The 17,083-nt window shown below is 71.9% G+C and carries 15 protein-coding genes; 3 read left to right on the forward strand and 12 right to left on the reverse strand.

The annotated features are described in order from the left end of the window. From P1P75_RS30025 to P1P75_RS30045, 5 genes are all read right to left on the reverse strand, one after another. Positions 1-1,470: copper resistance protein CopC (locus P1P75_RS30025; protein WP_319261293.1), on the reverse strand; the 1,470-nt coding region annotated here is incomplete at its 3' end. A 13-nt stretch (positions 1,471-1,483) separates the two neighbouring features. After that, on the reverse strand, positions 1,484-1,942 hold the full coding sequence (locus P1P75_RS30030; protein WP_319261295.1) for a copper chaperone PCu(A)C: 459 nt from the start codon (positions 1,940-1,942) through the stop codon (positions 1,484-1,486). Then, a complete protein-coding gene (locus P1P75_RS30035; protein WP_319261298.1) occupies positions 1,939-2,598 on the reverse strand; it encodes an SCO family protein in 660 nt (219 codons plus the stop codon). The genes P1P75_RS30030 and P1P75_RS30035 overlap by 4 nt, the downstream gene beginning before the upstream one ends. An 81-nt stretch (positions 2,599-2,679) precedes the next feature. After that, entirely contained in the window at positions 2,680-3,420 is a 741-nt protein-coding gene (locus P1P75_RS30040; RefSeq protein WP_319261328.1) for a YcnI family protein, read from the reverse strand. 218 nt (positions 3,421-3,638) lie between these two features. Next, entirely contained in the window at positions 3,639-4,496 is an 858-nt protein-coding gene (locus P1P75_RS30045) for a hypothetical protein (RefSeq protein WP_319261302.1), read from the reverse strand. Positions 4,497-4,737: 241 nt separating this feature from the next. Here P1P75_RS30045 and P1P75_RS30050 point away from each other — a divergent pair, with 241 nt between their 5' ends. Beyond that, the gene (locus tag P1P75_RS30050; RefSeq protein WP_319261304.1) at positions 4,738-5,190 is read left to right on the forward strand and encodes an ATP-binding protein; all 453 of its coding nucleotides are present in this window, start codon (positions 4,738-4,740) and stop codon (positions 5,188-5,190) included. Positions 5,191-5,574: 384 nt separating this feature from the next. Here P1P75_RS30050 and P1P75_RS30055 read toward each other — a convergent pair whose 3' ends face one another. The 4 genes from P1P75_RS30055 to P1P75_RS30070 form a co-directional block, all read right to left on the reverse strand. Continuing rightward, positions 5,575-6,819, reverse strand: a complete 1,245-nt coding sequence (locus P1P75_RS30055) for an MFS transporter (protein WP_319261307.1) — start codon at positions 6,817-6,819, stop codon at positions 5,575-5,577. A 78-nt stretch (positions 6,820-6,897) separates the two neighbouring features. After that, the gene (locus P1P75_RS30060) at positions 6,898-8,274 is read right to left on the reverse strand and encodes a PLP-dependent aminotransferase family protein (RefSeq protein ID WP_319261309.1); all 1,377 of its coding nucleotides are present in this window, start codon (positions 8,272-8,274) and stop codon (positions 6,898-6,900) included. 134 nt (positions 8,275-8,408) lie between these two features. Further along, positions 8,409-9,899: an aminopeptidase P family protein gene (locus tag P1P75_RS30065; protein ID WP_319261312.1), complete on the reverse strand. Its 1,491-nt coding sequence runs from the start codon at positions 9,897-9,899 to the stop codon at positions 8,409-8,411. A 118-nt stretch (positions 9,900-10,017) separates the two neighbouring features. Next, on the reverse strand, positions 10,018-11,526 hold the full coding sequence (locus P1P75_RS30070) for a PP2C family protein-serine/threonine phosphatase (protein WP_319261330.1): 1,509 nt from the start codon (positions 11,524-11,526) through the stop codon (positions 10,018-10,020). Positions 11,527-12,041: 515 nt separating this feature from the next. Here P1P75_RS30070 and P1P75_RS30075 point away from each other — a divergent pair. Both P1P75_RS30075 and P1P75_RS30080 read left to right on the forward strand, forming a co-directional pair. Then, entirely contained in the window at positions 12,042-12,707 is a 666-nt protein-coding gene (locus P1P75_RS30075) for a bifunctional DNA primase/polymerase (RefSeq protein ID WP_319261315.1), read from the forward strand. A 56-nt stretch (positions 12,708-12,763) separates the two neighbouring features. Beyond that, the gene (locus P1P75_RS30080; RefSeq protein WP_319261318.1) at positions 12,764-13,453 is read left to right on the forward strand and encodes a hypothetical protein; all 690 of its coding nucleotides are present in this window, start codon (positions 12,764-12,766) and stop codon (positions 13,451-13,453) included. 322 nt (positions 13,454-13,775) lie between these two features. Here P1P75_RS30080 and P1P75_RS30085 read toward each other — a convergent pair whose 3' ends face one another. The 3 genes from P1P75_RS30085 to P1P75_RS30095 form a co-directional block, all read right to left on the reverse strand. Next, positions 13,776-14,741, reverse strand: a complete 966-nt coding sequence (locus P1P75_RS30085; RefSeq protein ID WP_319261321.1) for a DUF5926 family protein — start codon at positions 14,739-14,741, stop codon at positions 13,776-13,778. A 250-nt stretch (positions 14,742-14,991) separates the two neighbouring features. Next, the gene (locus P1P75_RS30090) at positions 14,992-15,543 is read right to left on the reverse strand and encodes an ATP-binding protein (protein WP_319261323.1); all 552 of its coding nucleotides are present in this window, start codon (positions 15,541-15,543) and stop codon (positions 14,992-14,994) included. Between the two features lie 274 nt (positions 15,544-15,817). After that, positions 15,818-16,657, reverse strand: a complete 840-nt coding sequence (locus P1P75_RS30095; RefSeq protein ID WP_319261326.1) for a glycerophosphodiester phosphodiesterase — start codon at positions 16,655-16,657, stop codon at positions 15,818-15,820. Positions 16,658-17,083 lie beyond the last annotated feature (426 nt).

Here is a 17,083-nt window from a genome sequence, read left to right on the forward strand (position 1 = left end):
GGTTTCCCCGGCCCCCTCCTCCGGCTCCGTGACCGTGGCCGATGCCTTCGTCGCCCGCGTCTTTCCAGCGGGGGACGCCTTCCCAGCGGTGGACGCCTTGCCCTCGGTGGACGATTTCCGCGCACTCGCCGTTGCCGCAGCCCCGGCAGCCCCCGTCGCGTCCGCCCCCGTCGTTTCCGTCCCTGGCGCGTCCGCCCCTGCCGTTTCCGTCCCTGCCGTTTCAGTCCGCGCAGGCTTTTTACCTGCTGGCTCCGTCAGCCGGTTCGTCCACCGCCGTGAGATCCAGGCGATGCCGACCAGCAGCGCCACCAGTCCGATCTTGATGAGCAGGAGCTGCCCGTAGCGCGTCTCGGTGAACGCCGACCAGGAGCCGAGCTGGCGCCACGACTGGTAGACGCCGGTCACGACGAGGGCGACGACACTGCCGAAGGCGACCTGTGAGAACCGGCGCACCGCAGATACGCCCACCGGGGTGTCGCCCCGGTACAGCGCCACGAGGAGTGCGCACAGCCCGCCGAGCCAGGTGGCGACGGCCACCAGGTGGACGACGTCCACCGGCATGGCGATGCCCGGCTGGAGTCCGGTGGAGGCGTGCTCGGCCATCGCCCAGCTCGCCGCGAGCCCGGCCGTCACGACGGTCCCGCCGATGGCGAGCCCGAAGGTGAGGTCCCGCTTCTCCTCCCCCTCGCGCTTGTCGTACGCGCCGAAGAGCACGGCGATGAACAGCGCGGCCGCGGCGAGCAGCAGCAGCCGGGAGACGAGCGCGGCGCCCGTCTTGGTCTGGAGGACCTGCCCGAGCAGTTCGAGGTCGAAGACGTCGCCGAGCTTGCCCGACCCGGTGTAGGAGCCGCGCAGGAGCAGCAGGAAGAGGGTGGCGGAGGTGAGCGCGAGCCAGCCGGAGACGACGAGCCGCTGCAGGGCACGCACCCCGGTGCCGGCCGGCCAGCAGCCCAGGACGAAGGCGGCGCCGCCGACCATGACGATGAACCCGGCGTACGACATGTACCGGCCGAAGCCGTACAGCCCGCCGACGGCTCCGTCGCCGGCCTCTCGGGTGCTCGCCGAGACGCTGGTCGCCGAGGGGGCGCCGATGGAGAAGGTGTAGGCGCCGGCGACGGGATGGCTGTCGGCGGACACCACCTGGTAGGTGACCGTGTACGTGCCGTCGGGCAGCCCCGAGTGCAGCGGGACGGAGTAGGTGGTGCCGCCGACGGCGGACGGCTCGCCGGTGTCCACGCGCTTGCCCTTGGGGTCGAGCACGCGGACCGCGTCGGCGCCCGTGGAGACCTGCTCGGAGAAGGTCAGTGAGACCTGGGTGGGGGCCTTGTCGACCACCGTCCCCTGTGCGGGGTCGCTGCCGGTCAGCGCGGCGTGCGCGGAGGCCTGTCCGGTACCGGCGACGAGCGCGCCGGTGACGGCCAGGAACAGCAGCACCAGCGTCCGGATTCTGGAGGCGATGGTCGTGGGCAAGGCGGTCCTTCCCTCAGCTTCCGGTGTGGGGGGTGTAGGTGGCGGATTCCACCGGCATCTCGACCTCGACGGTCCCGGAGACGGCGAAGTGCAGTTCCACGGTCACCTTCTCGCCCTGTCGCGGCTTCCGTTTCAGGTTTTCGAACATCAGGTGGTTCCCTCCGCTGGCCAGCTGGAGCCGGCCACCCGCCGGTACCTCCAGGGAGTCGACCTCCTGCATGGCGCCGCCGACGGTCTCGTGGACGGTGACGCTGCCCGCGACCTCGCTGGTGACAGAGGTCAGCTCGTCCTTCGTACCGCCCTTGTTGGTGATCGTCAGGAAGCCGGCGGCCATGGAGTCGGAGACCGGCTGTGGCATGTAGGCGGCGCTGACGGACAGTTCGGCGGCCGAGTCGCCGGAGCCGCAGCCCGCGAGGACGAGGACGAGGGCGCCGGTCAGCGCGGCGGCACAGGCCGCGGTGGACCGTCTCACGGGTTCTGCCCCTTGATGATCTTGGGCAGGTCCTTGATGTAGTCGTCGACCTTGGCTTCCTCGCCGTAGAGGAGGTAACCGGCGTCGGTCTTCGGGGAGAAGGCGACGACCTGGGTGCCGTGGGTGGAGACGGTCTTGCCGTTCTTGTCCTTGTGCGGCGGCTCGATGGAGATGCCGAGGCCTCGTGCGCCCTTCTGGATGGTGGCGAAGTCACCGGTGAGGCCCACCACCTGGGAGTCGATGCCCTTGAGCCAGGCGCCCAGCGCGGCGGGGGTGTCGCGGTCCGGGTCGGTGGTGACGAACACGACGCGCAGCGCGTCCTGGTCCGCCTTGGGCAGCTGCTTCTTCGCGACGGCGACGTTGTTCATCGTCAGCGGGCAGACGTCCGGACAGTGGGTGTACCCGAAGTACACGAGTGTCGGGTGGCCCGCCGTCTCCTTGCGGAGGTCGTAGGACTTGCCCTGGGTGTCGGTCAGGACCAGGTCCGGCTTCGTGAAGGGCTGGTCGAGTACGGTCGCGGCCTGCTGCGAGGAGCCGCCGGAGACGGCCGCGACGGAGCTGGAGCCGGAGCCGGAGTCGCTGTCGCTGCCGCAGGCGGAGAGGGTGAGGGTGGCCGCCGCGAGCAGCGCGGCCGCGGCGAACGTCTTCTTGCGCATAGGAATGTCCCAGTTGTGTGAACTCCGGTGCGCACCGGGGGCTTGAGCGGCCCCCCGGTGCGCACCGCGGACGAGCAGAGCTCAGGAGGCGTCGGTGGTCCGGCGGCGGCCGGCGAGCACGCCGTAGGCCACGCCGGCGGCACCGACCACGATGCCGACGACGCCCAGGACCCGGGCGGTGGTGTCGGTGCCGTCGGAGGAGTCGGAGGCCTCGGTGGTGGTGGCGGCCGGCTCGGCATCGCCGGACTTGCCGGACGACTCGGCGGACGAGCCGTGGCCGTGATCGTCCGCGGCGGAGAGGGCGAGGACCGGTGCCGGGTTCTCCGGCTCCTCGGCGCCGTCCTTCTGCACCTCGATCCAGCGCACGACCTCCTTGTTGGAGTACGTCTGGATCGCCTTGAAGACCATTTGGTCGGTGTTCTCGGGCAGGGCGCCCAAGGAGACCGGGAACTGCTGGATGAAACCGGGCTCGATGCCCTTGTCCTCGGCGGTCCAGGTCACCTTGGAGACGGCCTCGGAGATCTGCCGGCCGTGTACCTCCAGGGGCTTGGCCAGCTTGCTCCTGGTGACCGTGATCTTCCAGCCGTCGACCTTCTGCGGCATCACCGAGGAGAGCGGGGCGTCGGCCGGGAAGTTGACCTCCAGCTGGGTGGTCGAGGCGTTGTCGCGCTCGTTCGGAACGCGGAAGTTCACGACGGCGTAGCCACCTTTGGCGGCCGTCCCCTCCGGCTGCACGCTGACGTGCGCGAAGGCGGGCGAGCACAGGACGAGAACGGCGGAGCCGGCGACGGCAGCGGCGGCGGCGAGACGAGAGGCCTTCAGGACAGGCTTGACAGGCTTCATGACAGCGAGCACTCCACTCTGAGTGAAAGACGACGGTGAGGTACGGCCGGACGGTGAACAGGACCGGGTCATGAGTACGACCGGACCCCGAAGTACGACCGTGAGGTCGGGTGTGGACGCGGAAACGCGTGCACGCGCGCGTGCCGCACGACGGCGGCCGCGCTCCCGGGATGAGGTGGAGTGCTGGTCGTGTCGTGTCAGGCAGCGAGGACGAGAGCGGCGACGGCCGGCGGGCCGCGCCTGATCACCGTGTGCTGGAGTGCCTCGGCGGGCGGCCTGGGCGAGGGGAGCAGCGCCATGCGCGGAACGTGCGGACCCGACTGCGGCAGGGCGGGCAGCCCGGCGAGGAGGGCACGCACCAGGGCGAGCGCCCCGCGCAGGGACCGTACGCACGCGGTCTCGGCGACGCCGTGCGCCGACAGGTCCATGAGCCGCAGCAGGGCAGAGTCGCCGCGCCGCAGCAGCCATCCGGCGGCGACGGCCGCGAGGACGTGACCGAGCAGCATGGGCAGGGACGGCAGCAGCGACATGGACGAGCCCGCGGTGCCGGCCAGAGCGTCCGCCGGGTGGTGCATGGACCTCATGCCGGAACCGGCATCAGCACCCGAACCCGCAACCGCGCCGGTGACGGCCGGATGGAGTCGCGCCTCGACGAGGATCTTCTGGGCCTGTGCCGGGCTCAGTGCCGCCGCGGCGGCTCCGCACACGAGCCGTGCCGCCCGCTCGACCAGTGCGGCGTCCGAGGCGGCGGTGGTGGTCGTCGCGACGGTCGACGCCGCATGCTGTCCGAGGCCGAACACTGTGTGCAGGACGGCCTGTCCGAGGGCGAGCAGGGCCGCGATGGCCGGCAGTGAGCGATCACGCCCGGCGAACGGCACGACGACCGCGAGAGCCCCCAGGAATCCGGCGCCCAGCGTCCACAGCGGGACGGCGGTGCAGGCGGCCAGTGTGTGACCCGCCCCGGCCAGCACGACACAGACCGCGGCGAACACCGTGGCCCGCAGCAGCCGGAGAGCGCCTCCGGAGCGCGCCGTGCGCTGGTGGGGGTCAGTCATGGCGGGCTCATCATCGCACTGGCCCCCCAGCGGTCGTACGGCAGGTCCGCAGGATGAGGTCGACTCCGAAGATCACCTTCTGATACGACAGGTATGACTGATGCCCCTGTGTCACGCATACACCGTTTTCCGCACCCCTCACATCCCCCATATGGGCGGCGTCACGTGGAAATCGCGCTTACTTGCGGTTCAGGGCGGCAATACGTATCGGTATGTCGAGCCGCGGCCTGGAGGCTGGAGCATGAGCATCTGGTGGTCACTCCATCTGCGCCGCGAGGCCGCGAGCGTGCCGCTGGCCCGGCGCCTGCTGCTCGGCACCATGGAGACGGCGGGGGTCGACCCCGACATCTCGTACGACCTCTCCGTCGCCCTCAGTGAGGCCTGCGCCAACGCCGTCGAGCACGGCGGGACGACCGCCGTGCCCGGCGGTCGTTCGGAGGCCTACCGGGTCACCGCCTACCTCGACGGCGAGAAGTGCAGCATCGAGGTCGCCGACTCCGGCCCCGGCTTCACGGCCGAATGTCCCGCCCCCACGCACGCGCACGCCGATGCCGAGGCGGGCCGCGGCCTGTATCTCATCCGGGAACTCGCCGACCACGTCCACATCGGCAACAACCCGGGCCTCGGCGGGGCCGTGGTGAGCTTCGACAAGATCCTGAAGTGGCGCGAGGACGCTCCGCTGATGGCGGTCTGACGGAACCTCGCCCCGCGGATGGCAGTCCGAAGGGTCGTCGGCCCGTTCGTCTTGGTGCCGGCCACGTACGGCGCGCCCGGCGCCTCGGGGTGAGGCACGGGCCGGGTTCTCGTGCGTACGTCCGGCGGGCGCTGACCGCGCTCTCCGGGGCCCGCTCGGCCGGCGCGGGCGAGGCCGAGGTACGGCTCGACGCCCTGCTCACCGTCATGTCCACGCTTCGGGACACCGAACTCCTGCACACCGCGGGGCCGGTGGGCTGCGTCATGCCCAGGCGGGCCGCACGGCTCTGTCCGATCTCGACGCCGGCCCGCACGCGCGGGCATAGGAGCCCCCGCGGCAGCGCGGGCCTGCCGGCGGGCGCACCGTTCGTGGACGCCCCGCCGGTCAGGACGCCCGGGAGGGCCGGCTGACCCGGGTCGGCCGGCCGTCGCCGAGTACACCGGCCTCCCCCTCCCGCCCGGCGGCAGCCCACCGTGCCGCCGGGCCCATCGCGTACGAGGCCGCCAGGATCAGTCCGCCCAGCAGCAGCCAGCCCGGCGTGCCCCACTGCAGCAGGAGGGCTGTCAGGACGAGGGGTCCGAGGGTGCGGGCGACGGTGACCCCCGTGCCGAACAGGCCCTGGTACTCGCCGACCCGGTCGGCCGGGGCCAGGTCGAAGGACAGCTGCCAGGAGCCCGCCGACTGCCCCATCTCGGCCGCCACCTGGAGTACCGCCGCGACCACCAGGACACCGGCCGCCACCCACGCGGAGGCCCCGGCGGACAGCGCGAACACGGCGCAGGCGGCACCCATCACCCAGCCGGAACGCCGCAACGCGCGCGTGGCGCTGTCCAGGCCGGTGACGCCCCGCGCGGCCCGTACCTGGAACAGCGTCACCGCGGCCGTGTTGAGCACGAACAGCGCGGACACCAGCCAGGCCGGCGCCCCCGTCCGCTCGGTGATCCACAGCGGCAGGACCAGGCTGAGCAGCGGAAGCCGCAGCAACAGCACGGTGTTCAGCAGCGCGACGACGGTGTACGGCCGGTCGCGCAGCACCTTGAGGCCGCCGCGCGGACGGACCGGCACGGGCGCGACGCGGGGGAGCCCGGCCAGCAGCAGCGCGCACACCAGGAAGCTCACCGCGTCGACGACGAACACCGCGAGATACGCCGACCGCGTGCCGGCGTGCAGCGCGAGCCCGCCGAGCGCGGCGCCCAACGCCAGCCCGGCGTTCAGTGCCGACTGGAGGCGGGCCAGCAGCCCGGTCCGTTCCCCGGCGGGCACCAGCCCGGCCAGCAGTGCCTGCCGGGCCGCGGCCAGCCCGGACTGCGCGGCCGCGTAGGCGCAGGCGGCCAGTACGAACGGCAGGAAGCCGCGCACGAGCGTGAAGGACGCCACCGCCAGCCCCGTCGCCAGCGCCAGCAGCACCGCCGTACCGCGGGGTCCTCGCCGGTCGGCCAGTCGGCCCAGCGGCAGACCCGCCAGCGAGCCGACCGCCCAGCCGATGGTCAGCCCGAGCCCCACGCGCGCGGGGGCGAGACCGGCGACCTGGGTGAAGTAGAGCGCCGACGTCGTGTAGTAGGCGCCGTCGCCGACGGAGTTGCTCAGCTGGGCCAGGGTGAGCAGGCGCTGCGGCGGCGTCTTCGTCATGCTCACGAAGCTAGCGGCCCGGTGGACCCGTCAGTAGTGCCAATCCGATGCCATCCGGTTGGTCCAATAGCCCCCGGTTCAGGCCCCCTCCAGCACCTTCACCAGTACTTCCAGCGCCTCCGGATACGCCCGCTCCCTCGGCGTCCCGTAGCCCACCACCAGGCCCTGCGGCCGCCCCCCGGCGGCCTCGCGCGCGTGCCAGTGCTCGCCGAGCCGGCCGACCGCGAGTCCCTCGGCCTCCGCCCGTTCCAGGACGTCCGCCTCGTCGCGTACCTCCACCAGCGCGTGCAGCCCGGCCGCGATCCCGCGCACACCCCTGCGCGCCCCCAGCCGGTCGAGGAGCAGGTCCCTGCGGCGCCGGTAACGCAGCCGGCACGCGCGCACATGACGGTCGTAGGCGTGGCCGGTGATCAGCTCGGCGAGGGCCAGCTGGCCGATGGTCTCGGTGTGGTGGTCGCTGTGCAGCTTGGCGTCGGCGACGGCGTCGACGAGGTGCGGTGGCAGCACCATCCAGCCCAGCCGCAGCGCGGGCCCCAGCGTCTTGGAGGCGGTGCCGAGATAGGCCACCTGCCCCGGCGCCATGCCCTGGAGCGCGCCGACCGGCTGCCGGTCGTAACGGAACTCGCCGTCGTAGTCGTCCTCGACGATCAGCGCGCCGCGCGCGCGTGCCCAGTCCGTGAGCGCCCGCCGCCGCTCCGGGTGGAGGGTCACTCCGGTCGGGTACTGGTGCGCGGGCGTGACAACCACCGCCCCGAGATCGTCCCCCAGCTCCCCCGCGCGCAGCCCCCGGTCGTCGACCGGCACCGGCACCACGTGCCCGCCGTTACGCCGCACGACCTCCCGGTGGAACGGCAGGCCCGGGTCCTCCATGCCCACCGGCGCGCCCGCCAGCGCGCGCGTGAGCAGCGCCAGCCCCTGCACATAGCCGGAGGTGATCACGATCCGTTCCGGCGGCGCGATCACCCCGCGTGCCCGCCCCAGATACCCCGACAGCGCCGTCCGCAGTTCTGTGCGTCCGCGCGGATCGCCGTAGTCGTACGCCAGCGAGGGGGCCGTGGCGATAGCGCGGCGCAGCGCCCGCAGCCAGGCCGCCGCCGGGAAGGCGCCTACGTCGGGGCTGCCGGGGCGCAGGTCGAAGCGGGGTTCACGCGCGCGTGTGGCGGCGGCCGGCGCTTCGGCGGCGGCGGACGGCAGCGCGGCGACCCGGGTGCCCGAGCCCTGGCGGGCGGTCAGATAGCCCTCGGCGACCAGCTGGTCGTAGGCGGCCTTGACGGTGTTGCGTGAGATGCCGACCTCGGTCGCGAGCCGCCGGGTGGCCGGCAGCCGGGTGCCGGGGGCGAGCCGCCCGCCCCGCACGGCGTCCCGCAGCGCCCGCTCCAGCCCGGCCCGCCGCCCCTCGTTGCCGTCGGTCTCCAGATGCAGGTCGACACCGACCCCGGACCAGAAGTCGTCCACGAAGCCCTCCCCCTAGGTACGTGTACGTGAAGCGGACGGACACGGCGATGGCCGGGCACCTCACCGGTACCCGGCCATCGACTCGGTATGAGAATCCGTATCAGCCCTTGAGTGAAATCAGCCCTTGAGCGAAATCAGGCCTTGAGCGAAGCCATCCACGCCTCGACCTCGGCGGACCGCCGCGGCAGTCCGTCGGACAGGTTCCGGTTCCCGTCCTGGGTGACCAGGATGTCGTCCTCGATCCGGACGCCGATGCCGCGGTACTCCTGCGGCACGGTCAGATCGTCGGCCTGGAAGTACAGCCCCGGCTCGACCGTCAACACCATGCCGGGCTCCAGCGTCCCGTCGACGTACGACTCCACGCGCGCGGCGGCGCAGTCGTGGACGTCCATTCCGAGCATGTGACCGGTGCCGTGCAGGGTCCAGCGGCGCTGGAGGCCCAGTTCCAGGACCCGCTCCACGGGCCCCTCGACCAGACCCCACTCGACGAGCCGCTCGGCCAGCACCCGCTGCGCGGCGTCATGGAAGTCGCGGTACTTGCCGCCCGGCCGCACGGCCTCGATACCGGCCTCCTGGGCGTCGTACACGGCGTCGTAGATCTTCTTCTGGATCTCGCTGAAGCGGCCGTTCACCGGCAGCGTGCGCGTGACGTCGGCGGTGTAGTACGTGTGCGTCTCGACGCCCGCGTCCAGCAGGAGCAGGTCACCCGAGCGCACGGGCCCGTCGTTGCGCACCCAGTGCAGCGTGCAGGCGTGCGGGCCGGCGGCGGCGATCGTGCCGTAGCCGATGTCATTGCCCTCCACGCGCGCGCGGAGGAAGAAGGTGCCCTCGATGTAGCGCTCGCTCGTCGCCTCGGCCCTGTCGAGGACCTTCACGACGTCCTCGAAGCCGCGGACCGTGGAGTCGACGGCCTTCTGGAGTTCGCCGATCTCGAACTCGTCCTTGACCAGGCGGGCCTCGGAGAGGAAGACGCGCAGTTCCTCGTCGCGCTCGGCCGTGACCTTGTCGGTCAGCGCGGCCTCGATGCCGGCGTCGTAGCCGCGGACGACCCGCATCGGGCCGGTGGCCTCGCGCAGCCGGCCTGCCAGCTCGCGGACGTCGGCGGCGGGGATGCCGTACAGCTTCTCGGCCTCGGTGAGGGAGTGCCGGCGGCCGACCCACAGCTCGCCCTGGCCGGAGAGCCAGAACTCGCCGTTCTCGCGGTCGGAGCGCGGCAGGAGGTAGATCGTGGCGATGTGGCCCTCGCCCCTGGGCTCCAGCACCAGGACGCCGTCCTCCGTCTGGTTGCCGGTGAGGTAGGCGTACTCGACGGAGGCGCGGAAGGCGTACTCCGTGTCGTTCGAGCGGGTCTTCAGGTTGCCGGCGGGGATCACCAGACGTTCGCCCGGGAAGCGCGCGGAGAGCGCGGCGCGGCGGGCGGCGGTCTCCGCGGCCTGGGCGATCGGCTCCAGGTCACGCAGTTCCGTGTCGGCCCAGCCGGACTTCATGTTCTCGGCCAGCTCATCGGACACGCCCGGGTACAGGCCGTTCTTGCGCTCCTTGATGGGTTCTTCTTCAGCGGTCTCCGGGTCCGCTGCGTCAGCAGCATGATCGGATACAGCCGGGAGCTCTTCCGCCACGGTCATCCTCCTCGATACGGCACTGGGCCCCCTCCATCGTACGGTCGTACAGAAGGGGTCCCAGGGGCGAAGCGCCTCTTACCGTCCGGGGAACGGAACGCGCGGGACGCCCCGGTCCGCGAACTCACTCGAAGCGGGCCGCGAGCAGCACGATGTCCTCCGCGCCGTCGGCCGCGTCCAGCCCGTCCGGCAGCGTCGTCCGCAGCACATGGTCGGCGACCGCGCCCGGGTCGTGGCGGATCGACCGGGGTACTCCGGCCGCGGCCGCGTGCAGCCGCGCGAAGGCACGGTCGACGGGGTCGCCGGTACGGTGCAGCAGCCCGTCGGTGTAGAGCAGCACCGTTTCGCCCGCCTCGGCCTCCAGCTCGACGCTCGGCGCCTCCCAGCAGGCCAGCATGCCCAGCGGCGCGGACACGGACGTCTCGACGAACTCCGTGCGCCGCTCGCCGGTCACCAGCGGCGGACAGTGCCCGGCCCCGGCCAGGGTGATCTTGCGCAGCGCGGGCTCGCAGTAGGCGAACAGCGCGGTGGCCGAACGAGCGGGCTCGGTCAGCCGCAGCAGCAGCTCCAGGTCGGACAGGACGGCGACGGGGTCCTCGCCCTCCATCACGGCGTACGCCCGCAGGGAGGCGCGCAGCCGGCCCATCGCGGCGACCGCGCTCGGCCCGGACCCGGTGACGGAGCCGACGGCCAGGCCCAGGGCGGCGTCGGGCAGCGGCAGCGCGTCGTACCAGTCGCCGCCGCCGCGCGGGCCGGTGCGGTGCCGGGCGGCGAGCTGGACGCCGGACACCCTCGGCAGCCGTGACGGCAGCAGTTCCTCGGTCATCGTCGTCATGCGCGCGCGGGTGCGTTCGAGTTCGAGGAGGCGCGCGAGATGCTCGGCGGCGTAGCGGACGTACAGGCCGGCCAGGTGGCGTTGCCGTTCGACCGGCTCGGCGGGCTCGTCGTAGAGCCAGACGGCCGCGCCCAGGCGGTCCGCGCCCTCGCCGGAGGTCAGCGGCAGGGCGTAGCTGGCGGCGTAGCCGAGGCGGGCGGCCACCTCGCGGTGCCGGGGGTCGAGGCCGTCCTCGGCGAGCAGGTCGGGCTGGGCGATCTCGCCCTCGCCGCCGGGCAGACCGTCGAGGATGCGGCCGTAGGACATGGAGCTGCGCGGCACGGTCTCGATGTGGCCGAGGTCGGCGCGGCCGAGGCCGAGGCCGATCGTGGTGTCGGGGCCGAGACCGTCGGCCGGTTCCAGTACGACGAGTCCACGCCGGGCGCCCACCAGGGCGGATCCGGCGTGCAGCAGTTCCTGGAGGGCGTCGGGCAGCGTGGCCGTACGGGCCAGGCGCTCGGTCAGTTCGTGCAGTGTCGTGAGGTCGGAGACCCAGCCGGCCAGCCGGTCCTGGAGGAGGGCTCCCGCCGCGGTGGGCACCGGTGGGGCGGCCGCGTTGGTGGGCGCGGGTGCGACAGTGTGTGCGGGTGAGGGAACCGTCGCATCGATTCCAGCCACTTTCGAGGGATGAGGGGCCTTCATGGCGTCCGGCTCTCGGACCGGTGCGTATTGCTCAAAAGCATCGCAAACCCCCATGTCATTCTGCGCCGCTAGCGGTGTCTCCACATGTACACGCACTCGTGAGGGGATGTCCAGCATTGTCCTGCTGGGATTGCTGGTGTCCGTGGGATCGGAGGGGTTGTCGGTCACGCTTTGTCCGGCTCCCTTGCGTAAATGCAAAATTGGCTTAAAACTGCCTCGGGTAACGGGTGTTTGCGGTCGACTGGGTTTGCTCCACGGAGCGTCACAGCGGTCGTGATGGGTACGTACTCGGTAAGGACCAGGGGTCGTTGGGAGCCACCGGAACCTGGTGAACCGCCCCGGCGTCATAGTCACCGACGACCGTGCCCCATCCTCCCGCGGCGGAGGCGGAGAGAAATACGCGGACGGCAAAACGCCAGACTTCGCCACCCCTCGCCAGGCCCATGCTCGTGATGGGCGCAGTATTGGACGGAGTGGCCGCGTAAGCGCAGCCAATGCTCGACCCTCAGGGGTTCCCCTTGTCTCGGACAGGGGTGTGATGCGCCAACAGGTACGCACAGTGAAGTGATCGACACATGGTGTGATGTGACCCACGGTGTTGCCAGCGGTGCAACGGAAAGGAACGAGCGCTCATGCGCGAGATCCTCGGAAGGCGACGCAGGCTCCTGTCCCGGCGCAGCGACGGGGGGCCTGAATTGATCGACGCGGCCCTGACCTTCGCGACGGAATGGCAGTGGCCCGTACTCCCGGGCGTGACGGCGAACCCACACGGGATGTCCCGGTGCGGCTGCCCCGACCCGGAATGCTCGGTGCCCGGCGCCCATCCCTTCGACCCAGGCCTTCTCACGGCCACCACCGACGCGCGCATGGTCCGCTGGTGGTGGACCAACCGTCCGACGGCACCCATCGTCCTGGCCACCGGCGGAACGGCACCCTGCGCGGTCAGCCTGCCCGCCCTCGCGGCCTCCCACGCCCTCGTCGCGCTCGACCGGCAGGGCATGCGCCTCGGCCCGGTCGTCGCCTCGCCCACCCGCTGGTCGATCCTCGTCCGGCCGTACTCCATGGAGCAGTTGGGCGAGCTGCTCTACGCCAAGGACTTCGTCCCCGGCTCCCTGCGGTTCCACGGCGAGGGCGGCTACCTCGCCCTGCCCCCCTCCGAAACCGGCCAGGGGGAGATCCGCTGGGAGCGCGCCCCGCTGCCCGGCTCCGCCTCGCCCTGGGTACCCGACGTGGAGGCCGTGGTCGACGCGGCCGTCGACGCCCTCACTCGTACGGGTGTGAGCGCACCCGAGTTGTAAGGGTGTCGGGCCCTCACCGGGCCGGATGCCCGCCTCGGCTCGTTATCTTCCGCACCATGCAGCGACATTCTGGGGGACCGCCCCCAGGCCCCCGATGGCTCCGTCTCCTCGGCCTCGGGGGCGCGGTGGTGTGCGTGATCACCCTCCCTCTGGCCATGGCGTCCGCGGGGCCGGTGGGCGACGAACGCCCCGCCGCCGAGCGCCGGGACGTGGCCCCCGGCACCGCGGCGGGCCGGGCCGGCCGGCCGTCGGCCACCCCCGGTACGGATGCGCCAGGACGGCTGTCCGCCGCTCCCGGTAAGGACGCGCCAGGCCGGCTGTCGGCCACCCCCGGTCCGGACGCCAAGGCGCCCTCCGCCGAGCCCTCCCGCACGCCCCTGCTGCTGGGCATCGGCGTGGCCACCGCGGCCCGCTGCGGCCCCGAAGTCACCTCCCCCGACGGCGTCGAGGCGCAGACCTGCGTGCTCACACAGGGCGCCGACACCTGGGCGCGCACCTACTACCGCAACGCCACCGGCGGCGCCCTGGCGGCCGTCCTGAGCTTCATGGGGCCCGGCGGGCGCACGGTGCAGATGCGGTGCGCGGTGGGCGCCGACGACGAGCCGGGCACCTGCGAGACACCGCGCGAGCGGGGCCGGGGCGGGCCCGGGGAGTACACGGCGGTCGTGGAGTTCGCGCGGGCGGCCGGTGACGGGCCGCTGATGTTGCGTTCAGGCAGCAACTCCCCGGCGGGTACCAGCGGTTGAGGTCCGAGGCCGGTGCGTGCGCGGGCGGAGCGCGAGCCCGGGTGCAGGACCGGTCGTACGGCGGTGCGCGGAGCCGGGCATGGAAAGACCCGGTTGCTGGCGACGGGGGATGCACCAGCAACCGGGCTATTGGAACGGTAACAAGAGATCGGCTCCAAGCAAATTCGATCTCTTGTTTTCATCGGCTTTCCGGACACCGGCAGATCGGCGCTTATGGCGCCGACTCACCTTGTACGGACGGGAGTTGTGAGGGGAGTCACGCAGTCCCGCCCGGTGCCGTGCACTGACCGGGCGGTCGGCACGGCCGGACCGGACCCGCGCGTCAGCTGAGCGTCACCTGTCGGTTGGTCAGCCCTCCGCGCGCCCGGCGCTCGTCGGTCGTGAGCGGCGCGTCCGAGGCCAGCGCGGCGGCGAGCCGGTCGGCGAACTCGGCGGCCGGCTTCTCCACATCCTCGGCAGAGACCCCGCTCGGCAGGTCCCACACCGGCACGGTCAGGCCGTGCGCACGGAAGGACCCCACCAGCCGGGTGCCCTCGCCGAGGCTCGACCGACCCGCCGCGTGCAGCCGCGCCAGCGCGTCCAGAAGCTGCTCCTCCGGGTAGGGCATGACCCAGCGAAGGTGGTTCTTCTCCGGCGTCTCGCACCAGTACGCGGCGTCCACACCGGTCAGCTTCACGGTCGGGATCGCCGCCGCGTTGGCCCGCTCCAGGGAGGCGGCCACCTCCGGCGCCGCGTTCTCCGGGTCCGGGACCCAGAACTCGAAACCGCTGTGCACAACTGGCTCGAACGTGCCTTCGGGGTCGAGCAGGTCCTGCATCCGCGGACCGTCGGCCGGCGCCCGCCGGGCCTGCACGGGCGTGCCCGGCTCCGCCGCCAGCGCCCGCAGGAGCGTGTCGGCCAGGTCGCGGCTGATGTCACCGGAGGGGGTGTCGTTCTGCAGGCCCAGGAGGACCGAGCCGTCGTCACGGCGCAGGGCCGGCCAGGCCATCGGCAGGACCGTGGCGAGCGTGACCGACGGGACGCCTTCGGGAAGGCCGTCCTTCAGGGGCAGTTCGACCGTGGCCGCCGGGACCAGCTCGCGCAGTGCCACCCAGTCGCCCTCGCCGGGCACGCCCTCGAAGGGCCGCTGCACCAACTCGGTCACGGCATGGGCGGCGGCCCGGCCGTGACAGGCCTTGTAGCGGCGGCCACTGCCGCAGGGGCAGGGCTCCCGCGCGCCGACGACCGGGATCTCCCCCTCGGTGAGCTGCGGCCGCTGGGCCTTCGTCTGAGGTCGCTTCTTGGCCATCTGGGTGTCTCCCGGGTACGGCTCGTCTGGTACTGGCGGGAGCCTAGCCGCTCGCACGGAGAGTCACGGGAACCTGTGGACGACGACCGGGCCTGTGGACAGTGCGCCGGGGCCCGGTGAGCGGAGCGCCCGGCCGGTTCCGACCGGTTCTCGTCGGCCCTGTCGCTCCCGTGTGCGCAGGTGCGCTTGCGCCGTGTGACCTGGCACATGTGCGCCAAGTCCGGTGGCCCTGGTCGTCCGCCCGCCCCGCCTAGTCGAAGTCGTCGAACGCGTCCGCGAAGTCCAGGCCCGGCATCGACGCCACCGACGGCACCCCGACCCGGGAGGCGAAGTCGTCGCGCCGGCAGCCCGCGTCGGGGTCGTGGACATCCGCGTGGACGACGACCCACACGGTGACCTCACCACGGGCGTCGTCCCGGACACCCCAGTCGTCGGCCAGCGCCGTGATGATGTTGAGTCCGCGTCCGCCGTGCGCCGTGACGGAGGGGGTCGCCGGGGCCGGTCTGGTCGGCCCGCCGCCGTCGGTCACCTCGACGACCAGTCGGCCGCCGGAGTCCACCCGCCACGCGGCCCGCACATCGCCGTCGCCGGCCAGGGCGTCTCCCAGCGGGCGTCCGTGCTTGCACGCGTTGCTCAAAAGTTCGGAAAGGATCAGAACGGCATCGTCGATGACCGCCTCCGAGACCCCGCCCGTACGCAATTGATCGCGCATACGGTGTCTCGCCTCACACACGCCCGCAGGGCCATGGGGTACGGCCATGCTTGACGACGTGGGCACCTCTTGTGCCACCACCAACGCCACCCCCGAGACCTCCTTCGCCCCACGCCACGGTGTGGATGCCCCATTGGCCTGTACCGGAAACCGGCCAATCCATGTCCCGTGACGCACTCGCAACGGTCGAACACGGAGCGAATGCGCCGGAGCACTCCCGGTGAGCGGAAGATCGCCGTGTGGCTGGATTTCTTCGGTATGGCTGAGAAGCGAGAATGGTTCAGGTGGTGCGCGGGGTCAAGAGGTGCGCATGGGGCCAGTGGGGCTTGTGCGACTTTATGTTTCTTCCTACGGAAGAAGAGGGTCAGCGCCCCAGCCGGTCCAGCACCGCGCGCGGGCGGTTGGTGATGATGGCGTCCACGCCCAGGCGGACACAGAGGTCGACGTCCTCCGGTTCGTTCACCGTCCACACGTGCACCTGGTGACCGGCCTTCTTCAGCCGCTCCACATAGGCGGGATGACTGCGCACGATCCGCATCGAGGGCCCGGCGATGCGGACGCCCGCCGGCAGCCGGCCGTCGCGCAGCCGGGGCGAGACGAACTGCATCAGATAGACCGTCGGCAGCGTCGGCGAAGCGGCACGCACGCGATGCAGTGACCGCGCCGAGAAGCTCATCACCCGTACCGGGGAGGCCTCGTCGGTGACGGGCGCGTCCAGGCCGTACCGCTTCAGGAGGACCAGCAGCCGCTCCTCGACCTGCCCGGCCCAGCGCGTCGGATGCTTGGTCTCGATGGCCAGCTCCACCCGCCGCCCCGCGTCGGCGACCAGCTCCAGCAGCCGCTCCAGGGTCAGGACCGAGGTCGCGTCGCGGTCCTCGGGCCGCACCTCCCAGTCGGGCTCCTCGTCGCGCGTGTTCCAGGCCTCCCGCGCCGCCCGCGTCTTCCAGGAGCCGAAGTCGAGGGCCGCCAGGTCGGCCAGCTCCAGCTGGGAGACCGCGCCGCGGCCGTTGGACGTACGGTTGACGCGGCGGTCGTGGACGCAGACGAGATGGCCGTCCGCGGTCAGCCGTACGTCGCATTCGAGGGCGTCCGCACCGTCCTCGATCGCCTTGCGGTACGCGGCCAGGGTGTGCTCGGGGGCATCCTCGGAAGCCCCGCGGTGGGCGACGACCTGAATGCGTTGCTGCTGCCGTGCGTGGGTCACCGCGTCATGGTGCCATCGGTGCGGGGTACGCGTCCGGCGGGCCGGATCGAAGGTGTCGGCGGACGCATGTCTGAGAACCCTCTGAGAACCGTCTGAGATGTTCCGGGGATGTGCCGCCAATGCAGCAAAATGCCCCATATGAAGAATGGCCAAGGACCCACAGGCAGCGCTTATGGTGCTCTGACGGCCCGTGGGAAAAGCTGACAGCAACAAAAGCACGTGCACAGCTACAGCGCGCAGGGTCGACGACAAGCGTGAACGAGCGTGACCGAGTGCGACCGAGCAGGACAGCCGTGGACCGAGGAGAAGAGCTGTGAGCACCGAGAACGAGGGCATCAACGAGGGCACCCTCGTTGATGCCCTCGTTCTCGGTGCTCACAGCTCTTCTCCTCGGTCCACGGCTGTCCTGCTCGGTCGCACTCGGTC

It is taken from the genome of Streptomyces sp. ID05-39B (genome assembly GCF_033794725.1).
GTDB classification, from domain to species: Bacteria; Actinomycetota; Actinomycetes; order Streptomycetales; family Streptomycetaceae; genus Streptomyces; species Streptomyces bobili.

Coding starts and splice junctions, on each gene's coding strand:
- P1P75_RS30055 (WP_319261307.1), bottom strand. CDS start 6,819: ATGACGAAGACGCCGCCGCAGCGCCTGCTCACCCTGGCCCAGCTGAGC.
- P1P75_RS30045 (WP_319261302.1), bottom strand. CDS start 4,496: ATGACTGACCCCCACCAGCGCACGGCGCGCTCCGGAGGCGCTCTCCGG.
- P1P75_RS30065 (WP_319261312.1), bottom strand. CDS start 9,899: ATGACCGTGGCGGAAGAGCTCCCGGCTGTATCCGATCATGCTGCTGAC.
- P1P75_RS30075 (WP_319261315.1), top strand. CDS start 12,042: ATGCGCGAGATCCTCGGAAGGCGACGCAGGCTCCTGTCCCGGCGCAGC.
- P1P75_RS30070 (WP_319261330.1), bottom strand. CDS start 11,526: ATGCTGGACATCCCCTCACGAGTGCGTGTACATGTGGAGACACCGCTA.
- P1P75_RS30035 (WP_319261298.1), bottom strand. CDS start 2,598: ATGCGCAAGAAGACGTTCGCCGCGGCCGCGCTGCTCGCGGCGGCCACC.
- P1P75_RS30085 (WP_319261321.1), bottom strand. CDS start 14,741: ATGGCCAAGAAGCGACCTCAGACGAAGGCCCAGCGGCCGCAGCTCACC.
- P1P75_RS30050 (WP_319261304.1), top strand. CDS start 4,738: ATGAGCATCTGGTGGTCACTCCATCTGCGCCGCGAGGCCGCGAGCGTG.
- P1P75_RS30080 (WP_319261318.1), top strand. CDS start 12,764: ATGCAGCGACATTCTGGGGGACCGCCCCCAGGCCCCCGATGGCTCCGT.